This window comes from Propionivibrio sp. (assembly GCF_047602565.1).
GTDB lineage: Bacteria > Pseudomonadota > Gammaproteobacteria > Burkholderiales > Rhodocyclaceae > Propionivibrio.
The window spans coordinates 422384-436456 of the sequence record NZ_JASGGX010000001.1 but is presented as its reverse complement, the minus strand read 5'-3'; the positions used below and the strand labels follow the sequence as shown (position 1 = coordinate 436456).

Below are 14073 nucleotides of genomic sequence, written 5' to 3'. Positions count from 1 at the left end.
GAACGCCGTCGCCGTAAAGGTCCGGGCCTGATCTGGCGCGGACTGCCACAGGGCCGTCAGAGTGGCCTCCTCGACAGGAATCGAACCTGTATCTCACGCTTAGGAGGCGCGTGCACTATCCATTATGCTACGAGGAGGTCGGGCGCGTATTCTAGCACCATGCAGGCGGCTTTTTTCGCCGATCCTTGCGGCGTGGGCGGTCCGACCGGCGTTCCTACCTTATCATTCGCCTCTTCGCGTTTCCGAAATCCGGTTGCAATGCCCCATCTGATTCTTTCCGACGCTTCGCTCGCTTACGGCCACGTGCCTTTGCTCGATCACGCCGACCTGCAGGTCGATCCCGGCGAGCGGGTCGCATTGATCGGCCGCAACGGCAGCGGCAAGTCGTCCCTGCTGCGCGCATTGGCCGGGCAGGGGACGCTGGACGACGGGTCGGCCTGGCGCCAGCCGGGCATCCGCGTCGGCTATGTGCCCCAGGAACCGCCGTTCGATCCGGCGCTTTCCGTCTTCGCGGCCGTGGTGGCGGGCATGGGCGACGTCGCGGCGCTGCTGGCGCAGTACCACGCGGTGTCGCACGCCATGGCCGACCCGGCCGCCGATTACGCCGCGCTGGGCGAGCGCCTGCACGCGCTGCAGGGCGAACTGGATGCCCGCGACGCCTGGTCGTTCGAGGCGCAGGCCGAGCGCGTGATCCAGCGTTTCTCACTGGACCCGGACGCGACGGTCGGCACCCTTTCCGGCGGACAGAAGAAGCGTCTCGCGCTGGCGCAGGCGCTGGCGGTGACGCCGGATCTGCTGCTGCTCGACGAGCCGACCAACCACCTGGACATCGGCGCCATCGAGTGGCTGGAGGAATTGCTGCTGTTGTCCGGCGTGTCGCTGGTGTTCGTCACCCACGACCGCCGTTTTCTCGACCGGGTGGCGACGCGCATCGTCGAGCTGGACCGTGGCCGGCTGCTCTCGTTTCCGGGCCATTTCGCCGACTACCAGGCGCGCAAGGAACAGATGCTGCACGACGAGGCCGTGCAGAACGCGAAGTTCGACAAATTCCTGGCGCAAGAAGAAGTCTGGATTCGCAAGGGCATTGAAGCGCGGCGCACGCGCAACGAAGGCCGCGTGCTGCGCCTGGAGCAGCTGCGGCGCGAGCGGGCGGCACGGCGCGAGCGGCAGGGCAGGGTGGAACTGGCGATCGACGCGGGTGACCGCAGCGGCAAGCTGGTGGCCGAGCTGGTCGGCGTGTACAAGAGCTTCGGCGAGAAACATGTGGTGCGCGACTTTTCCTGCCGCCTGCAGCGCGGCGACAAGATCGGCCTGATCGGCCCCAACGGTGCCGGCAAGACCACGCTGCTGCGCCTGATCCTCGGTGAGCTGGCGCCGGACGCCGGCACGGTGCGCCTGGGCACGAATATCCAGGCCGCGTATTTCGATCAGTTCCGTACCCAGCTGGACGAAGAGGCGGCGCTGGTCGACGTCATTTCGCCGGGTTCGGATTTCGTGCAGATCGGCAACGAGCGCAAGCACGTCATCGGCTACCTCGGCGACTTCCTGTTCGCGCCGGAACGCGCGCGTTCGCCGGTCCGCTCGCTGTCCGGCGGCGAGCGCAACCGCCTGCTACTGGCGCGCCTGTTCGCTCGTCCCGCCAACGTGCTGGTGCTCGACGAACCGACCAACGACCTGGACATCGAAACGCTGGAGCTGCTCGAACAGTTGTTGCAGGACTATCCGGGCACGCTGTTCCTGGTCAGCCACGACCGGGCGTTTCTCGACAACGTGGTGACCCAGACCATCGCCGCGGAAGGCGATGGATACTGGCGCGAATACGCCGGCGGCTACCAGGACTGGGCCGATTGCCAGACGCGGCGCCAGGCCGATGCCGCGCCGCCTTCGCCGGCAAAACCCAATGAAAATGCGCGCGGCGAGAACGCCCGCGCCGAGGCCGCGCCCAGGACCCAGGCCGACGGCAGCCGCAAGCTGAGCTACAAGGAGACGCGCGAGCTGGCCGAGCTGCCCGGCCGGATCAGCGCGCTCGAAGACGAGCAGAAGGAAATCGCCGCGCGCCTCGCAGACCCCGCCCTGTACCAGACCGACCCGCAAGCGGGGAACGCGCTGTCGGCGCGTCTGGCCGAGATCGACGACGAGCTGATCGCCTTGCTCGAACGCTGGGAGGCACTGGAAAACTAGCCGGTCCGGATGCCGTCTGGCCGCGCCATGGCGGCCTCGGACGTCAGAAGCGCTGATGCAGCACCCAGGGCAGCGTGCCGAGCGCCGCCAGGAAAAGCGTCAGGTGGAACAACGACCACAGCAGGTAGCGGCGGGCGAGCCGGTTCGGGTCGATGTTCGCAAGCAGGTAGTGGCGGCCGTTGCGCGGGCAGCTCAGCGTATTGACGTCCGATTCGGCGCGCGCCTCGCGATGCATCCTGGCCACCTCGCGGCGTGCGGCCTGGCGTGCCAGTCCCCATTCGTTCATGTTCAGCTCGCCGTCGCCGTCCAGGTCGAAGCGCTTGAGCAGCGCCGCCTTGTCCTTCTTCCATGCGGCCAGCAGTTCGTTCATGTCGCTCCGCGCGTCGAGGTTGACCGAACCGCCGCCCAGCGTCTTGAACTCGCCGAGCGCGTGGATGCGGTCGTTGACCAGCAGCTTCCATTCGGTATTGCGGTAATTTCCCTGCGTCCAGGTTTCCTTGTGCCGGGTCAGGATTTCGGCGCCTTCCACGTTGACCACGCAACGTCCGCTGCCGTCGTCGATGATGAACGGGACGTCGCTTTCCCCGTTTTCCACGGTTCTCCATTTGTTGCCGCTGGTCTTTTCTTCGACGTGGAAGCGGTACCACAGGCAGGGCAGGCAGGTCAGATGGGAAAGCAGCGGCGGATGATCCAGCGGCCGCCCGACGCCGGAGAGCTCCACGTAGCCCTGCGCGGCGGAGGCGATGCGCGAGGTCGGCGTATCCGTGATCGCGCGCCGGCGCCGCAGCGCTGCCGTCCAGGCGAACAGGCTGACGACGGCGATCAGGGCGAGGCAGACGATCCAGCCTTCGCGCGATTTCGCCTGCAGCCCGGCGACGAAGAACAGGAGCTGGAAACCCGAGGTGATGAACTGGCCGTAGCTCTTCCGGAAGGAGAGAATCATGCCGGAGTCCGCGGCGGACGGGCGCCGGTCAGCCGAACAGCTGTTTCAGATCGACGTCGGTCTTTTCCGCCGTGGAGAATTCGAGGAGCGGCTTGCTCTCGAAATGGAACAGCCGGGCGATGACGGCGTCGGGAAACTGCTCGACGCGCACGTTGTTGATGTTGACCGCGTCGTTGTACAGCTCCCGCCGGTCGGCGATGCCGTTCTCCAGCGTGGTGATGCGCTGCTGGAGCTGCATGAAATTATCGTTGGCCTTCAGTTCCGGATAGGCCTCGGCCACCGCGAACAGCCGGCCCAGGCCCATACGCAGGGCGCCTTCCGCCTCGCCGAGCGCACCGATGTCCTGCGTCTCGCGCGCCGAGTGCACCTGGGAACGCGCCTCGATCACGCGCTGCAGGGTCTCCTGTTCGAACTGCTTGTACTGCCGGCAGACCTCGACCAGCTTGGGCAGCTCGTCGTGCCGCTGCTTGAGCAGCACGTCGATGTTGGCCCAAGCCTTGGCGACGTTGTGCTTGAGCGCGACCAGCCCGTTGTAGAGCATGACGCCGTAGATGAGGACGACGGCGAGAATGCCGAAAAAGATCATGTTGGCGGTGGTCATGCAGGGCTCCCTTTTTTGTTTGTGTGTGTCGTGGATGACGAGGTATCGGCCGGACGCCGGCGATCTTTATCCCTGATCGTCCCCCCGGGGCGGACGGTGCCGGGGCGCCAGGTACTGCGCGGCCGCCTCGTCCGGGACGTTCAGCCGCGCCAGCAGGGTCGGGCGATCGACGTGCAGCAGCTTCTCGATCGCCTCGAAGTCGTCCGGCAAGGCCGGATTGTTCCAGTCGTTGGCCGAGTGGCGCGCCAGGTTGACCGCCAGGACGACGTTGCGCACCCGCGCCAGACCGGCATTGGCGTCGTCCATCAACGTCTTGAGCAGCTCGGGCAGGTGCCAGGCGTCGCACAGCGCCAACTGCAGGTCGAACAGGCGGATGCCGAGCACCTCGACCTGCGCCGCGGCGCTGCGCAGGGTCGGATCGGCCTGCTGCCGCCGGCGGATCTCGATCGCCAGCTGCGGGGCGAAGCACCACAGCAGGATTTCCGCCAGGTCGTGCAGCAGCGCGGCCAGTTCGACTTCCTCGATGTTCATGTCGTGCCGCTCGAACGCCCAGTCGTGCGCGTAGCGCGAGGCGCGCTGGACGCGGCGGATCACGTGCAGCACGCCGAGCAGCGCCTGCGGCTCGTCCTTGAGCAGCGTCTCGATCGTGGTCGGCGCCTCGAAGTGCGCGAAGAAGGGCTCGACGCCCAGCATCATGACCGCGTTGGCGATGGTCGTGATGTCCGAATGCAGGCGCTTGCCCTGGAAGCGCTGGATATAGGCGAGCACCTTGATGGCCAGCAAGGGGTCCTGGAGCACGATCGCGGCGATCTCGCGCCCATTGACCCGGTCGATGCTCTGGCGGGCTTCTTCGAGCCGGCGCGCGGTCTGGCGCAGGATCGGCATGTCGACCGTACCGAAGTACTCGATCCATGCGTCCATTGCTTCGAAGGGCTGATCGACCATCGGCTCGACCTTGAAAAGTGCACGAGAAAGTAGGGCTAATTCGTTGATTCAAAAAGGCGTGTTTTTGAGCCGGGCCATGGTACCCGCTATGGTTGCGGGTCGCAAGCCCCGGCGCCCGAGACCGCCGTCGGAGCGCGGCGCAGCATGTGCGATAAGCGTCCGCCGGGGCAAGGTTTTCGCTGTAAATCCGTCGCCGATCAGTGGGTTGTTGGTAGAATAAAGAATTTTTCAGAGGTCCCCACCGCACCCGCGGCTGTTTCTCTTCCTACCCAACCAGGAGATTTGACCCCATGGCCATCGAACGCACGCTTTCCATCATCAAGCCCGACGCCGTCGCCAAGAACGTGATCGGAAAAATCTATTCCCGCTTCGAATCCAATGGACTGAAGATCGTCGCCGCGAAGATGGCCTGGCTGTCGCCGCAGGAAGCCGGGCAGTTCTACGTGGTGCATAAGGAGCGGCCGTTCTATGGCGAGCTGGTCGAGTTCATGACTTCCGGGCCGGTGATGGTGCAGGTGCTCGAAGGCGAGGACGCCATCGCTAAGAACCGTGATCTGATGGGCGCGACGGACCCGAAGAAGGCCGCGCCGGGAACCATCCGCGCGGATTTCGCCGAATCCATCGACGCCAACGCGGTCCACGGTTCGGATGGCCCCGATACGGCCAAGGTCGAAATCGCCTTCTTCTTCCCGGCGATGAACCTTTACGCCGGCCGCTGAAACGGGGCGCCGGAGATTTTTGCATGACCGTCAATCTGCTCGATTTCGATGCCGCGGGCCTCTCGGCGTATTTCGCCGAGCTGGGCGAGAAGCCGTTCCGCGCCCGGCAGGTGTTGCGCTGGATGCATCGCTCCGGGCAGAGCGACTTCGACGCGATGACCGACATCGCCCGCAGCCTGCGCGAAAAGCTCAAGGCGGAGGCGGAGATCGTCCCGCCGGCCGTCGTCTCGGACAAGCTGTCCGACGACGGCACGCGCAAATTCCTGTTCGACGTCGGCGGCGGCAACGCCGTCGAGACCGTCTTCATTCCCGAGGACGACCGCGGCACGCTGTGCGTGTCGACCCAGGCCGGGTGTGCGCTCGACTGCGCCTTCTGCTCGACCGGCAAGCAGGGCTTCAACCGCAACCTGACGGCCGCCGAGATCATCGGCCAACTGTGGCAGGCCAACCGCGCCCTGGGCGCGCGGCCGGACGGCGAGCGGGCGGTGAGCAACGTCGTGCTGATGGGCATGGGCGAGCCGCTGGCCAATTTCGACAACTCGGTGACGGCCCTGCGCCTGATGCTAGACGACAACGCCTACGGCCTGTCGCGGCGGCGGGTGACGGTGTCGACCTCCGGCCTGGTGCCGGTGATGGACCGCCTGCGCGACGCCTGCCCGGTCGCGCTGGCCGTTTCGCTGCATGCGCCGGATGACGGCTTGCGCGACGAGCTGGTGCCGATCAACCGGAAATACCCCTTGCGCGAACTGATGGCCGCCTGCCAGCGCTACCTGGAGCAGGCGCCGCGCGACTTCGTGACCTTCGAATACGTGATGCTCGACGGCGTCAACGATTCGGACGAGCACGCCCGCCGGCTGCTGCACCTGACGCGCGACGTGCCGTGCAAGTTCAACCTGATTCCATTCAATCCGTTTCCGGGTTCGCCGTTCAGGCGTTCTCCGTCGCCGCGCATCCGGCGGTTCGCGGAGATCCTGATGAACGCCGGGATCGTCACCACGACGCGCAAGACCCGCGGCGAGGACATCGACGCGGCATGCGGCCAATTGGCCGGGCAGGTCAGGGATAAAACCCGGCGCTCAGGGCGTCCGGTGATCGGCATTCATGAGGTGAGATCGCAATGACTACAGCCGTAAGCAACTGGTTCGCACGTTTCTGCGCCGCGGTGCTGTTGTCCGGCTTCGCCCTGTCGGCGAGCGCGCAGCAGCCGCTGCCGGACCCGGCGGGCTTCTCCGCGTCGCCCCTGCCCAAGGACCCGCGGACGCGCGCCAAGGCGCATACCGAACTGGGCGCGCTGTATTTCCAGGACGGCAACCTGATCGTCGCGCTCGAAGAGCTGACGCTCGCCGCCGCGATCGATCCGGACTATGCGCCGGCGCTCAGCACGCGGGGGCTGGTGCTCTACTACGTGAAGGAGTTCGATTCGGCCGAGAAGGATTTCCGGCGGGCGCTGAGCCTCGAGGAAAGGAATCCGGACATCAACAACAACTACGGCTGGTTCCTGTGCCAGACGGGCCGGGCAAAGGAATCGATCCCGTATTTCGAGCGCGCCTACAGGAACCCGATGTACCAGACGCCGGCCAACGCCTACCTCAATGCCGGGGCCTGCTACATCAAGACCGGCCAGCTCGATCAGGCCGAGGATGCGCTGCGCAAGAGCCTGCGCCTGGCGCAGGACAGTCCGCAGGCGCTGTATTACCTGGCCGACGTCAGCTACCGGCGCGGCAACTTCGACGCCGCCCGGAAACAGCTGACGGATGCGAGCCGCCTGGTCGAGCCGGGACCGGAAATGCTCTGGCTGTCCGTGCGCGTCGAGCGCCGGCTGGGCAACCAGGCGGACGAGAGGAGCCTGACCGCCCAGTTGCGCCGCAAATTTCCCGATTCCGCCGAGTACCAGGAATTGCTGAAAGGGAACTTCGAATGAGTGAGGAGAGAACCGTCCGTAATCCGGCGCTTCGCCAGGAGCAGGACGGACAGGAATGGGCGTCGGCGGACGCCGCCATCGACGTCGGGCACTGCCTGCGCGCGGCGCGCGAAGCCCGCGGCATTTCGGTTGACGAGGCGTCGATGGCGCTCAAATTAAGTTCGCGCCAGGTGGAAGCCCTGGAGACGAACGACTGGTTCCATCTGCCCAGGACGGTCACCCGCGGGTTCGTGCGCAACTATGCGCGTTATCTCGAACTCGATGCCGCGCCGCTGATGGCGGCGATGGACGGCGTGCAGATGCCGCAGGGGCCGGAGCTCGCCGTGAGCGACGGCGCCCCGGTCAGCATGCCGCGCGAGGGGAGGGGCGACCGGCGCGACTACGTCCGCGTGGCAGCCGGGCTGCTGATCCTCGCGCTGGCGCTGCTGGCCTATTTTTTCGTTCCCACCGAAACGTGGCGATCGACCCTCGGCTCGATCAAGGCGCTGGTCTCGGGCGGACAGGCGGGGGGTGAGGCAGCCACGGCGCCGGCCGAAACCTCCGGCCAGGAATCCGACGCACCGGCCGCGCCGGAAGCGACGCCCGTTCCCGTGCCCCCGGCCCTGGAAACGGCGCCGGCGCCCGCAACGCTGCCGCCCGCCGCCGTTCCGGCACCGGCCGCGCCCGCGCCGGCCGCTCCCTCGGCGCTGGCGCCCGCGGTATCCTCCGCGTCCGACGGGACGCTGGTATTCTCCTTTGACCGGCAGTCGTGGGTGGAAGTACGCGAGCGCGGCGGCAAGATCGTCTTTTCCCAGCTCAACCCGGCCGGCAGCCAGCGTGAAGTCGTTGGCCAGCCGCCTTTTTCCCTGATCGTCGGTAACGCGGCCCACGTCACCCTGCAATACAAGGGCAAGCCCGTCGATCTGTCGCAGCGCAGCAGGGACGACGTTGCCCGTTTGACTCTCGAATGACCATGAATACTTTTGTCAAGCGTCGCCCGACGCAAGCGGTCCGGATCGGCCGGGTCGTCGTCGGCGGCGATGCGCCGGTCGTCATCCAGTCGATGACCAACACCGATACCGCGGACGTCGTCAAGACGGCGATCCAGAGCGCCGAACTGGCGCGCGCGGGGTCGGAACTCGTCCGCATCACCGTCAACACGCCCGAAGCCGCGGCGGCGGTCCCCCGTATCTGCGAGCAGCTCGAACGCATGGGCGTCGACGTGCCGCTGATCGGCGATTTCCATTACAACGGCCACCGCCTGCTGGCCGATTATCCGGAATGCGCGCAGCGCCTGGCCAAGTACCGCATCAATCCGGGCAACGTCGGCCACGGCAGGAAGCGCGACGAACAGTTCGCCCAGATGATCGAGATCGCCTGCAAGTACGACAAGGCGGTGCGCATCGGCGTCAATTGGGGCAGCCTCGACCAGGATCTGCTGGCGCGCATCATGGACGACAACGCCCGGCGCCCGCAGCCGCTCGACGCGGTCGGCGTGATGCGCGAGGCGATGGTCGCCTCGGCGCTGGAGTCCGCGGCGAGGGCCGAGGAACTGGGACTGCCCGGCGACCACATCATCCTGTCGTGCAAGGTCTCCGGCGTGCAGGATCTGATCGGCATCTACCGCGAGCTTTCCCAGCAGTCCGACTACGCCCTGCACCTCGGCCTGACGGAAGCCGGCATGGGCTCCAAGGGGATCGTCGCGTCCACGGCCGCGATGGCCGTGCTGCTGCAGGAAGGCATCGGCGACACGATCCGCGTGTCGCTGACCCCGGAACCGGGCGGCAAGCGCACGCAGGAAGTCGTCGTCGCGCAGGAAATGCTGCAGACCATGGGCCTGCGCGCCTTCACGCCGATGGTCACGGCCTGTCCGGGCTGCGGCCGGACGACCAGCACCTTCTTCCAGGAACTCGCCCAGTCCGTCCAGACCCACGTGCGCGAGCACATGCCGCAGTGGCGCGCGGAATTCGACGGCGTCGAGAACATGACCCTGGCGGTGATGGGCTGCGTGGTCAACGGGCCGGGCGAAAGCAAGCACGCCAACATCGGCATCAGCCTGCCGGGAACGGGCGAGGCGCCCACCGCGCCGGTGTTCGAGGACGGGGTGAAGACCGTCACCCTGCGCGGCGAGAACATCGCCGAGGAATTCATCGCCATCGTGGATCGCTACGTGGCGCGTACCTACAAGAGAAAGATTGCATCGACATCATGAGCCAGAGCATCCAGTCCGTGCGCGGGATGAACGACATCCTGCCCGGTGAATCCGAAGTGTGGGAACTGTTCGAGGAGACCGTGCGGTCGTGGCTGAAAAGCTACGGCTACCGTCCGATCCGCCTGCCCATCGTCGAACCGACGCCGCTGTTCAAACGCGCCATCGGCGAGGTGACCGACATCGTCGAAAAGGAGATGTACTCGTTCGAGGACAGCCTGAACGGCGAGCAGCTGACGCTGCGGCCGGAAGGCACGGCCGGCTGCGTGCGGGCGGTGATCCAGCACAACCTGGCGGCGCAGCGTCCGCAGCGGCTCTACTACATGGGCCAGATGTTCCGCCACGAGCGCCCGCAGAAGGGGCGCTACCGTCAGTTCAATCAGGTCGGCGTCGAATCGTTCGGCTTCGCCGGCCCGGACATCGACGCCGAGCAGATTCTCATGGGCGCGCGGTTGTGGGACGACCTCGGCCTGGACGGCGTCAGGCTGCAGCTCAACTCGCTCGGCCAGCTCGAAGAGCGGGCGAAGTACCGCGAGGAACTCGTCGCCTATTTCGAGAAATACGCCGGCCTGCTGGACGAGGACGCGCGTCGGCGTCTGCACACCAACCCCCTGCGCATCCTCGACAGCAAGAACCCGGCGATGCAGGAGATGATCGCCGGCGCACCGCGGCTGATGGGACACCTCGGCGCCGCATCGATGGCGCATTTCGAGGGCGTGCAGCAAGTGCTGCGCGACGTCGGCCTGCCGTACGAAATCAACCCGCGCCTGGTGCGCGGCCTCGACTACTACAACCTGACCGTCTTCGAATGGGTCACCGACCGCCTCGGCGCGCAAGGCACAGTCTGCGCCGGCGGCCGCTACGACGGGCTGGTCGAACAGCTCGGCGGCAAGCAGATGCCCGCCTGCGGCTTCGCCATGGGCGTCGAACGGCTGGTCACGCTGATGCGCGAGTCGGGGTGCGAACTGGAGCCCGAGACGACGGACGTCTACGTCGTGCACCAGGGCGACGCCGCCGCACGCCTCGCGCCGCGCGTGGCCGAGGGCTTGCGCGACCAGGGGATCGACGTGCTGTTCCATTGCGGCGGCGGCAGCTTCAAGGCGCAGATGAAGAAAGCCGACGCCTCCGGCGCGGCCTTCGCCGTGATCATCGGCGACGACGAAGCCAGCGCCGGCGAAGTGACGCTGAAGGCGCTGCGCGCCGAAGGCGACCAGCGCAACGAACAGAAGCGCGTCAGCGTCGATCAGGTCGCTGACGAAATCATGAATGCCTTTTTTGATGGAGACGATGCCTGATGGCTGCCTACGATCTTGAAGAACAGGAACAACTAGCCGAAATCAAGGCCTGGTGGAAGCAATACGGCAATCGCCTGGTCAATGTGGCGACCGTCGTCGCGCTGATCGTGATCGCCTGGCAGGGTTGGAACTGGTACCAGCGCAATCAGGTCGGCCAGGCATCGGTCGTCTACGGCGTGCTGCAGAAGGCCGTTCAGGAAAAGGACACGCAACGGATCAAGGCGGCCAGCGGCGAATTGCTGGAAAAGTTCGGCAGGACGCCCTACGCGGTCCTGGGGGCGCTGACCTCGGCCAAGGCCATGGTCGAAGCCGGCGATGCGCAGACTGCCAAGGCGCAGTTGCTGTGGGCGGCCGAGCATGCCAAGGACGAACTGCGCGATCTGGCGCGCCTGCGGGCCGCCGCGGTGCTGCTCGACGAAAAGGCCTACGATCAGGCGCTCGCGCAGCTCGACGGCGCCTCCGGCCCGGCGTTCGAGATCCGTTTCCTGGACATGCGCGGCGACATCCTCGTCGCCCAGGACAAGAAGGCGGACGCGGTATCCGCCTACCGGACGGCGCTGGCCAAGCTCGACGAGCTGGAAAAAAGCGGCAAGAGCGGTGGCGCGGGCCTTGAATGGCAGGGCGAGTCGAACGCCATCTTCCGCGACCTGATCGGACAGAAGATCGACGCCCTGGGCGGGAGCAAATGATGCGCTGGCGCTTGGCCCTGGTTTCCCTGGCGGCGTTGGCCGTCTGCGCCTGCAGTTCGCTCGACGCGATCAATCCCTTTGCCAGCAAGGGGCCGAAAATGGCTGAATTGAAGCCGTTCACGGCGGCGGCGCAAGCGCGCGTGCTATGGAGCGAGAGCGTCGGCAAAAGCGGAGACTACGTGTTCTCCCCGGCCGTGTCCGGCTCCTCAGTCTATGCCGCGGCAAGCGACGGCAGCGTAATCCGCGTCGATGACGGCAAGGTCGCATGGAAAATCAACGCGGGCCAACCCCTGTCCGCGGGCGTCGGAACGGACGGCAACCTCGTCGCGGTCGGCTCGCCGAAAGGCGACGTGCTGGTGTTCTCGGCCGCCGACGGCAAGCTGGCGTGGAAAGCCAAGGCGACCAGCGAAATCCTGTCGCCACCCGCCGTGGGCGATGGACTGGTGATCGTGCGCAGCGGCGACAATCGCCTGGCCGCCTTCGACGCGGCCGACGGCCGGCGGAAATGGCTGTTCCAGCGCCCGGCGCCGGCGCTCGCGCTGCGCGTCACGGCGCCTCCGGTCATCGACGGAAAATACGTCTTCGTCGGTTTTCCCGGCGGCAAGCTGGTCGCCGTCAACCTCAGCAACGGCGTGTCCGTCTGGGAAGGCACGGTCGCCCTGCCCAAAGGCACGACCGAACTCGAACGGGTGGCCGACGTCACCAGCCCGCCCGTCATAGCCGGGCGCACCGTATGCGCCGTCGCCTTCCAGGGGCGGGTAGCGTGTTTCGATCTGAACAACGGCAACCTCCTTTGGGCGCGCGACATGTCCAGCTCGGTCGGGCTGTCCATGGATTCGCGCTATCTCTTCGTGACGGACGACAAGGGCGCCGTGCATGCGCTCGACCTGGCCAGCGGCGCCAGCGTATGGAAGCAGGACGCGCTCTTCATGCGCCGCGTTTCGGCGCCGGTGCCGCGCCGCGGGCTGGTTGCGGTGGCGGACGCGCAGGGAGTCGTCCATTTCCTCAATCGGGAGGATGGCGCCTTCGCCGTCCGGGTGAACACCGACGGCAGTCCCGTGCTGGCCTCGCCACAGGCGTTCGGGCGCAACCTCCTGGTGCAGACCGGCAAGGGCGGACTTTACGCCATCGAGGCGGAATGAAGCCCACCATCGTCATCGTCGGCCGGCCCAACGTCGGCAAATCGACCCTGTTCAATCGCCTGACTAAGACGCGCGATGCCCTGGTCGCCGACATCCCCGGCCTGACGCGCGACCGTCACTACGGACACGGCAAGCTGGGCAGCAAACCGTATCTCGTCGTCGACACCGGCGGATTCGAGCCGCTGGCCAAGGACGGCATCATGCACGAGATGGCGCGCCAGGCCGAGCAGGCCATCGCGGAGGCCGACGCCGTCATCTTCGTGGTCGACGGACGGGTCGGAGTCACGGCGCTCGACAAGGAGATCGCCAACAAATTGCGCCGCGCGCAGCGCCCCGTCACGGTCGCCGTCAACAAATCCGAGGGGATGAACCACGGCGTGGTGATCGCCGATTTCCACGAGCTCGGCCTGGGCACCCCGTACGCCATCTCGGCGACGCACGGAGAAGGCGTGCGCGGCCTGATCGAGGACGTTCTCGAACCGTTCTCGCAACCCGAGGACGGCGAGCGCGAGGAACACCAGCTCAAGGTAGCCATCGTCGGCCGTCCGAACGTCGGCAAGAGCACGACGATCAATGCCTTGCTCGGCGAGGAGCGGGTCATTGCCTTCGATCAGCCGGGAACGACGCGGGACTCCATCTTCATCGACTTCGAGCGGAACGGAAAAAAATACACGCTCATCGACACCGCCGGCCTGCGGCGCAAGGGCAAGGTTTTCGAGACGATCGAGAAATTTTCGGTCATCAAGACCCTGCAGTCCATCGAAGACGCCAACGTCGTCGTTCTCGTCCTCGATGCCCGGCAGGACATCTCCGATCAGGACGCGCACATCGCGGGTTTCGTCGTCGAATCCGGCAGGGCGCTCGTCGTTGCGGTCAACAAGTGGGACGGGCTGGACGCCTACAAGCGCAGCCAGGTGAAGGAAACCCTCGAAGCCCGCCTGAAGTTCCTGGACTTCGCCAAGTTCCACTACGTCTCAGCCTTGACGGGACAGGGCCTGGAAGCCGTTTTCCGCTCCGTCGACGCCGCCTACCGTGCGGCGACGATCGACCTCTCCACGCCCCGGCTCACGCGCGCGCTGATCGATGCCGTGGCGCGCCAGTCGCCCCCGCGCAGCGGCATATTCCGACCCAAACTGCGCTACGCTCATCAGGGCGGGCGCAATCCGCCGCTGATCGTGATCCATGGCAATGCACTCGACAAAGTGCCGGATTCCTACCGCCGCTACCTGGAGAACGTGTTCCGGGAAGTCTTCAAGCTGCAGGGCACGCCGCTGCGCATCCAGTTCAACGTCACCGAGAACCCGTACGCCCAGATCAAGCCCGCGGACGCGCCGAAAAGAAAACCCAAGGCAGCCGAAACAAAAAAAGCTCCCTCCGGCAAGCCAGCGCCCGCAAAAACGGCGCCTGGGAAGAGGGCAAAACGGGAAAGTAGCGGAACGCGGTAGAGGC

General features: G+C 66.3%; 13 protein-coding genes and 1 tRNA gene. 10 read left to right on the top strand and 4 right to left on the bottom strand.

The genetic code is table 11. The annotated features are described in order from the left end of the window. Window positions 1-62 precede the first annotated feature (62 nt). Window positions 63-137, bottom strand: a tRNA-Arg gene (locus QM701_RS02000). Between the two features lie 121 nt (window positions 138-258). On the opposite strand from QM701_RS02000, the gene QM701_RS01995 reads away from it, so the two are divergent. After that, a complete protein-coding gene (locus QM701_RS01995; RefSeq protein WP_415165430.1) occupies window positions 259-2181 on the top strand; it encodes an ATP-binding cassette domain-containing protein in 1923 nt (640 codons plus the stop codon). A gap of 43 nt (window positions 2182-2224) precedes the next feature. Here the strand turns inward: QM701_RS01995 and QM701_RS01990 are convergent, their stop codons facing one another. The 3 genes from QM701_RS01990 to QM701_RS01980 form a co-directional block, all read right to left on the bottom strand. Beyond that, complete coding sequence (locus QM701_RS01990) at window positions 2225-3124, bottom strand: hypothetical protein (protein WP_415165429.1); 900 nt, start codon at window positions 3122-3124, stop codon at window positions 2225-2227. Window positions 3125-3152: 28 nt separating this feature from the next. After that, the gene (locus QM701_RS01985) at window positions 3153-3725 is read right to left on the bottom strand and encodes a LemA family protein (RefSeq protein ID WP_415165428.1); all 573 of its coding nucleotides are present in this window, start codon (window positions 3723-3725) and stop codon (window positions 3153-3155) included. 66 nt (window positions 3726-3791) lie between these two features. Continuing rightward, window positions 3792-4670, bottom strand: coding sequence for an HDOD domain-containing protein (locus tag QM701_RS01980; RefSeq protein ID WP_415165427.1), 879 nt, complete (start codon window positions 4668-4670; stop codon window positions 3792-3794). A gap of 290 nt (window positions 4671-4960) precedes the next feature. Between QM701_RS01980 and ndk the strand changes: the two genes are divergently transcribed. Genes ndk through der form a run of 9 tightly spaced genes read left to right on the top strand, consistent with a single transcriptional unit; the run spans window position 4961 to window position 14069 of the window. Further along, complete coding sequence (gene ndk, locus QM701_RS01975; RefSeq protein ID WP_415165426.1) at window positions 4961-5389, top strand: nucleoside-diphosphate kinase; 429 nt, start codon at window positions 4961-4963, stop codon at window positions 5387-5389. Window positions 5390-5412: 23 nt separating this feature from the next. After that, window positions 5413-6510 carry a 23S rRNA (adenine(2503)-C(2))-methyltransferase RlmN gene (rlmN, locus tag QM701_RS01970; RefSeq protein ID WP_415165425.1) on the top strand — a complete coding sequence of 366 codons (1098 nt, stop codon included), beginning with the start codon at window positions 5413-5415 and terminating at the stop codon, window positions 6508-6510. Then, complete coding sequence (gene pilW, locus QM701_RS01965; protein WP_415165424.1) at window positions 6507-7310, top strand: type IV pilus biogenesis/stability protein PilW; 804 nt, start codon at window positions 6507-6509, stop codon at window positions 7308-7310. The genes rlmN and pilW overlap by 4 nt, the downstream gene beginning before the upstream one ends. Next, entirely contained in the window at window positions 7307-8260 is a 954-nt protein-coding gene (locus QM701_RS01960) for a helix-turn-helix domain-containing protein (protein ID WP_415165423.1), read from the top strand. Before pilW ends, QM701_RS01960 begins: the two co-directional genes overlap by 4 nt. 2 nt (window positions 8261-8262) lie before the next feature. Beyond that, entirely contained in the window at window positions 8263-9501 is a 1239-nt protein-coding gene (gene ispG, locus QM701_RS01955; protein WP_415165422.1) for a flavodoxin-dependent (E)-4-hydroxy-3-methylbut-2-enyl-diphosphate synthase, read from the top strand. Next, the gene (gene hisS / locus QM701_RS01950; protein ID WP_415165421.1) at window positions 9498-10793 is read left to right on the top strand and encodes a histidine--tRNA ligase; all 1296 of its coding nucleotides are present in this window, start codon (window positions 9498-9500) and stop codon (window positions 10791-10793) included. The genes ispG and hisS overlap by 4 nt, the downstream gene beginning before the upstream one ends. Next, a complete protein-coding gene (locus QM701_RS01945) occupies window positions 10793-11482 on the top strand; it encodes a YfgM family protein (protein WP_415165420.1) in 690 nt (229 codons plus the stop codon). The genes hisS and QM701_RS01945 overlap by 1 nt, the downstream gene beginning before the upstream one ends. Beyond that, window positions 11482-12624: an outer membrane protein assembly factor BamB gene (bamB, locus tag QM701_RS01940; protein WP_415165419.1), complete on the top strand. Its 1143-nt coding sequence runs from the start codon at window positions 11482-11484 to the stop codon at window positions 12622-12624. Before QM701_RS01945 ends, bamB begins: the two co-directional genes overlap by 1 nt. Further along, entirely contained in the window at window positions 12621-14069 is a 1449-nt protein-coding gene (gene der, locus QM701_RS01935; RefSeq protein WP_415165418.1) for a ribosome biogenesis GTPase Der, read from the top strand. Before bamB ends, der begins: the two co-directional genes overlap by 4 nt. Window positions 14070-14073: the final 4 nt, after the last annotated feature.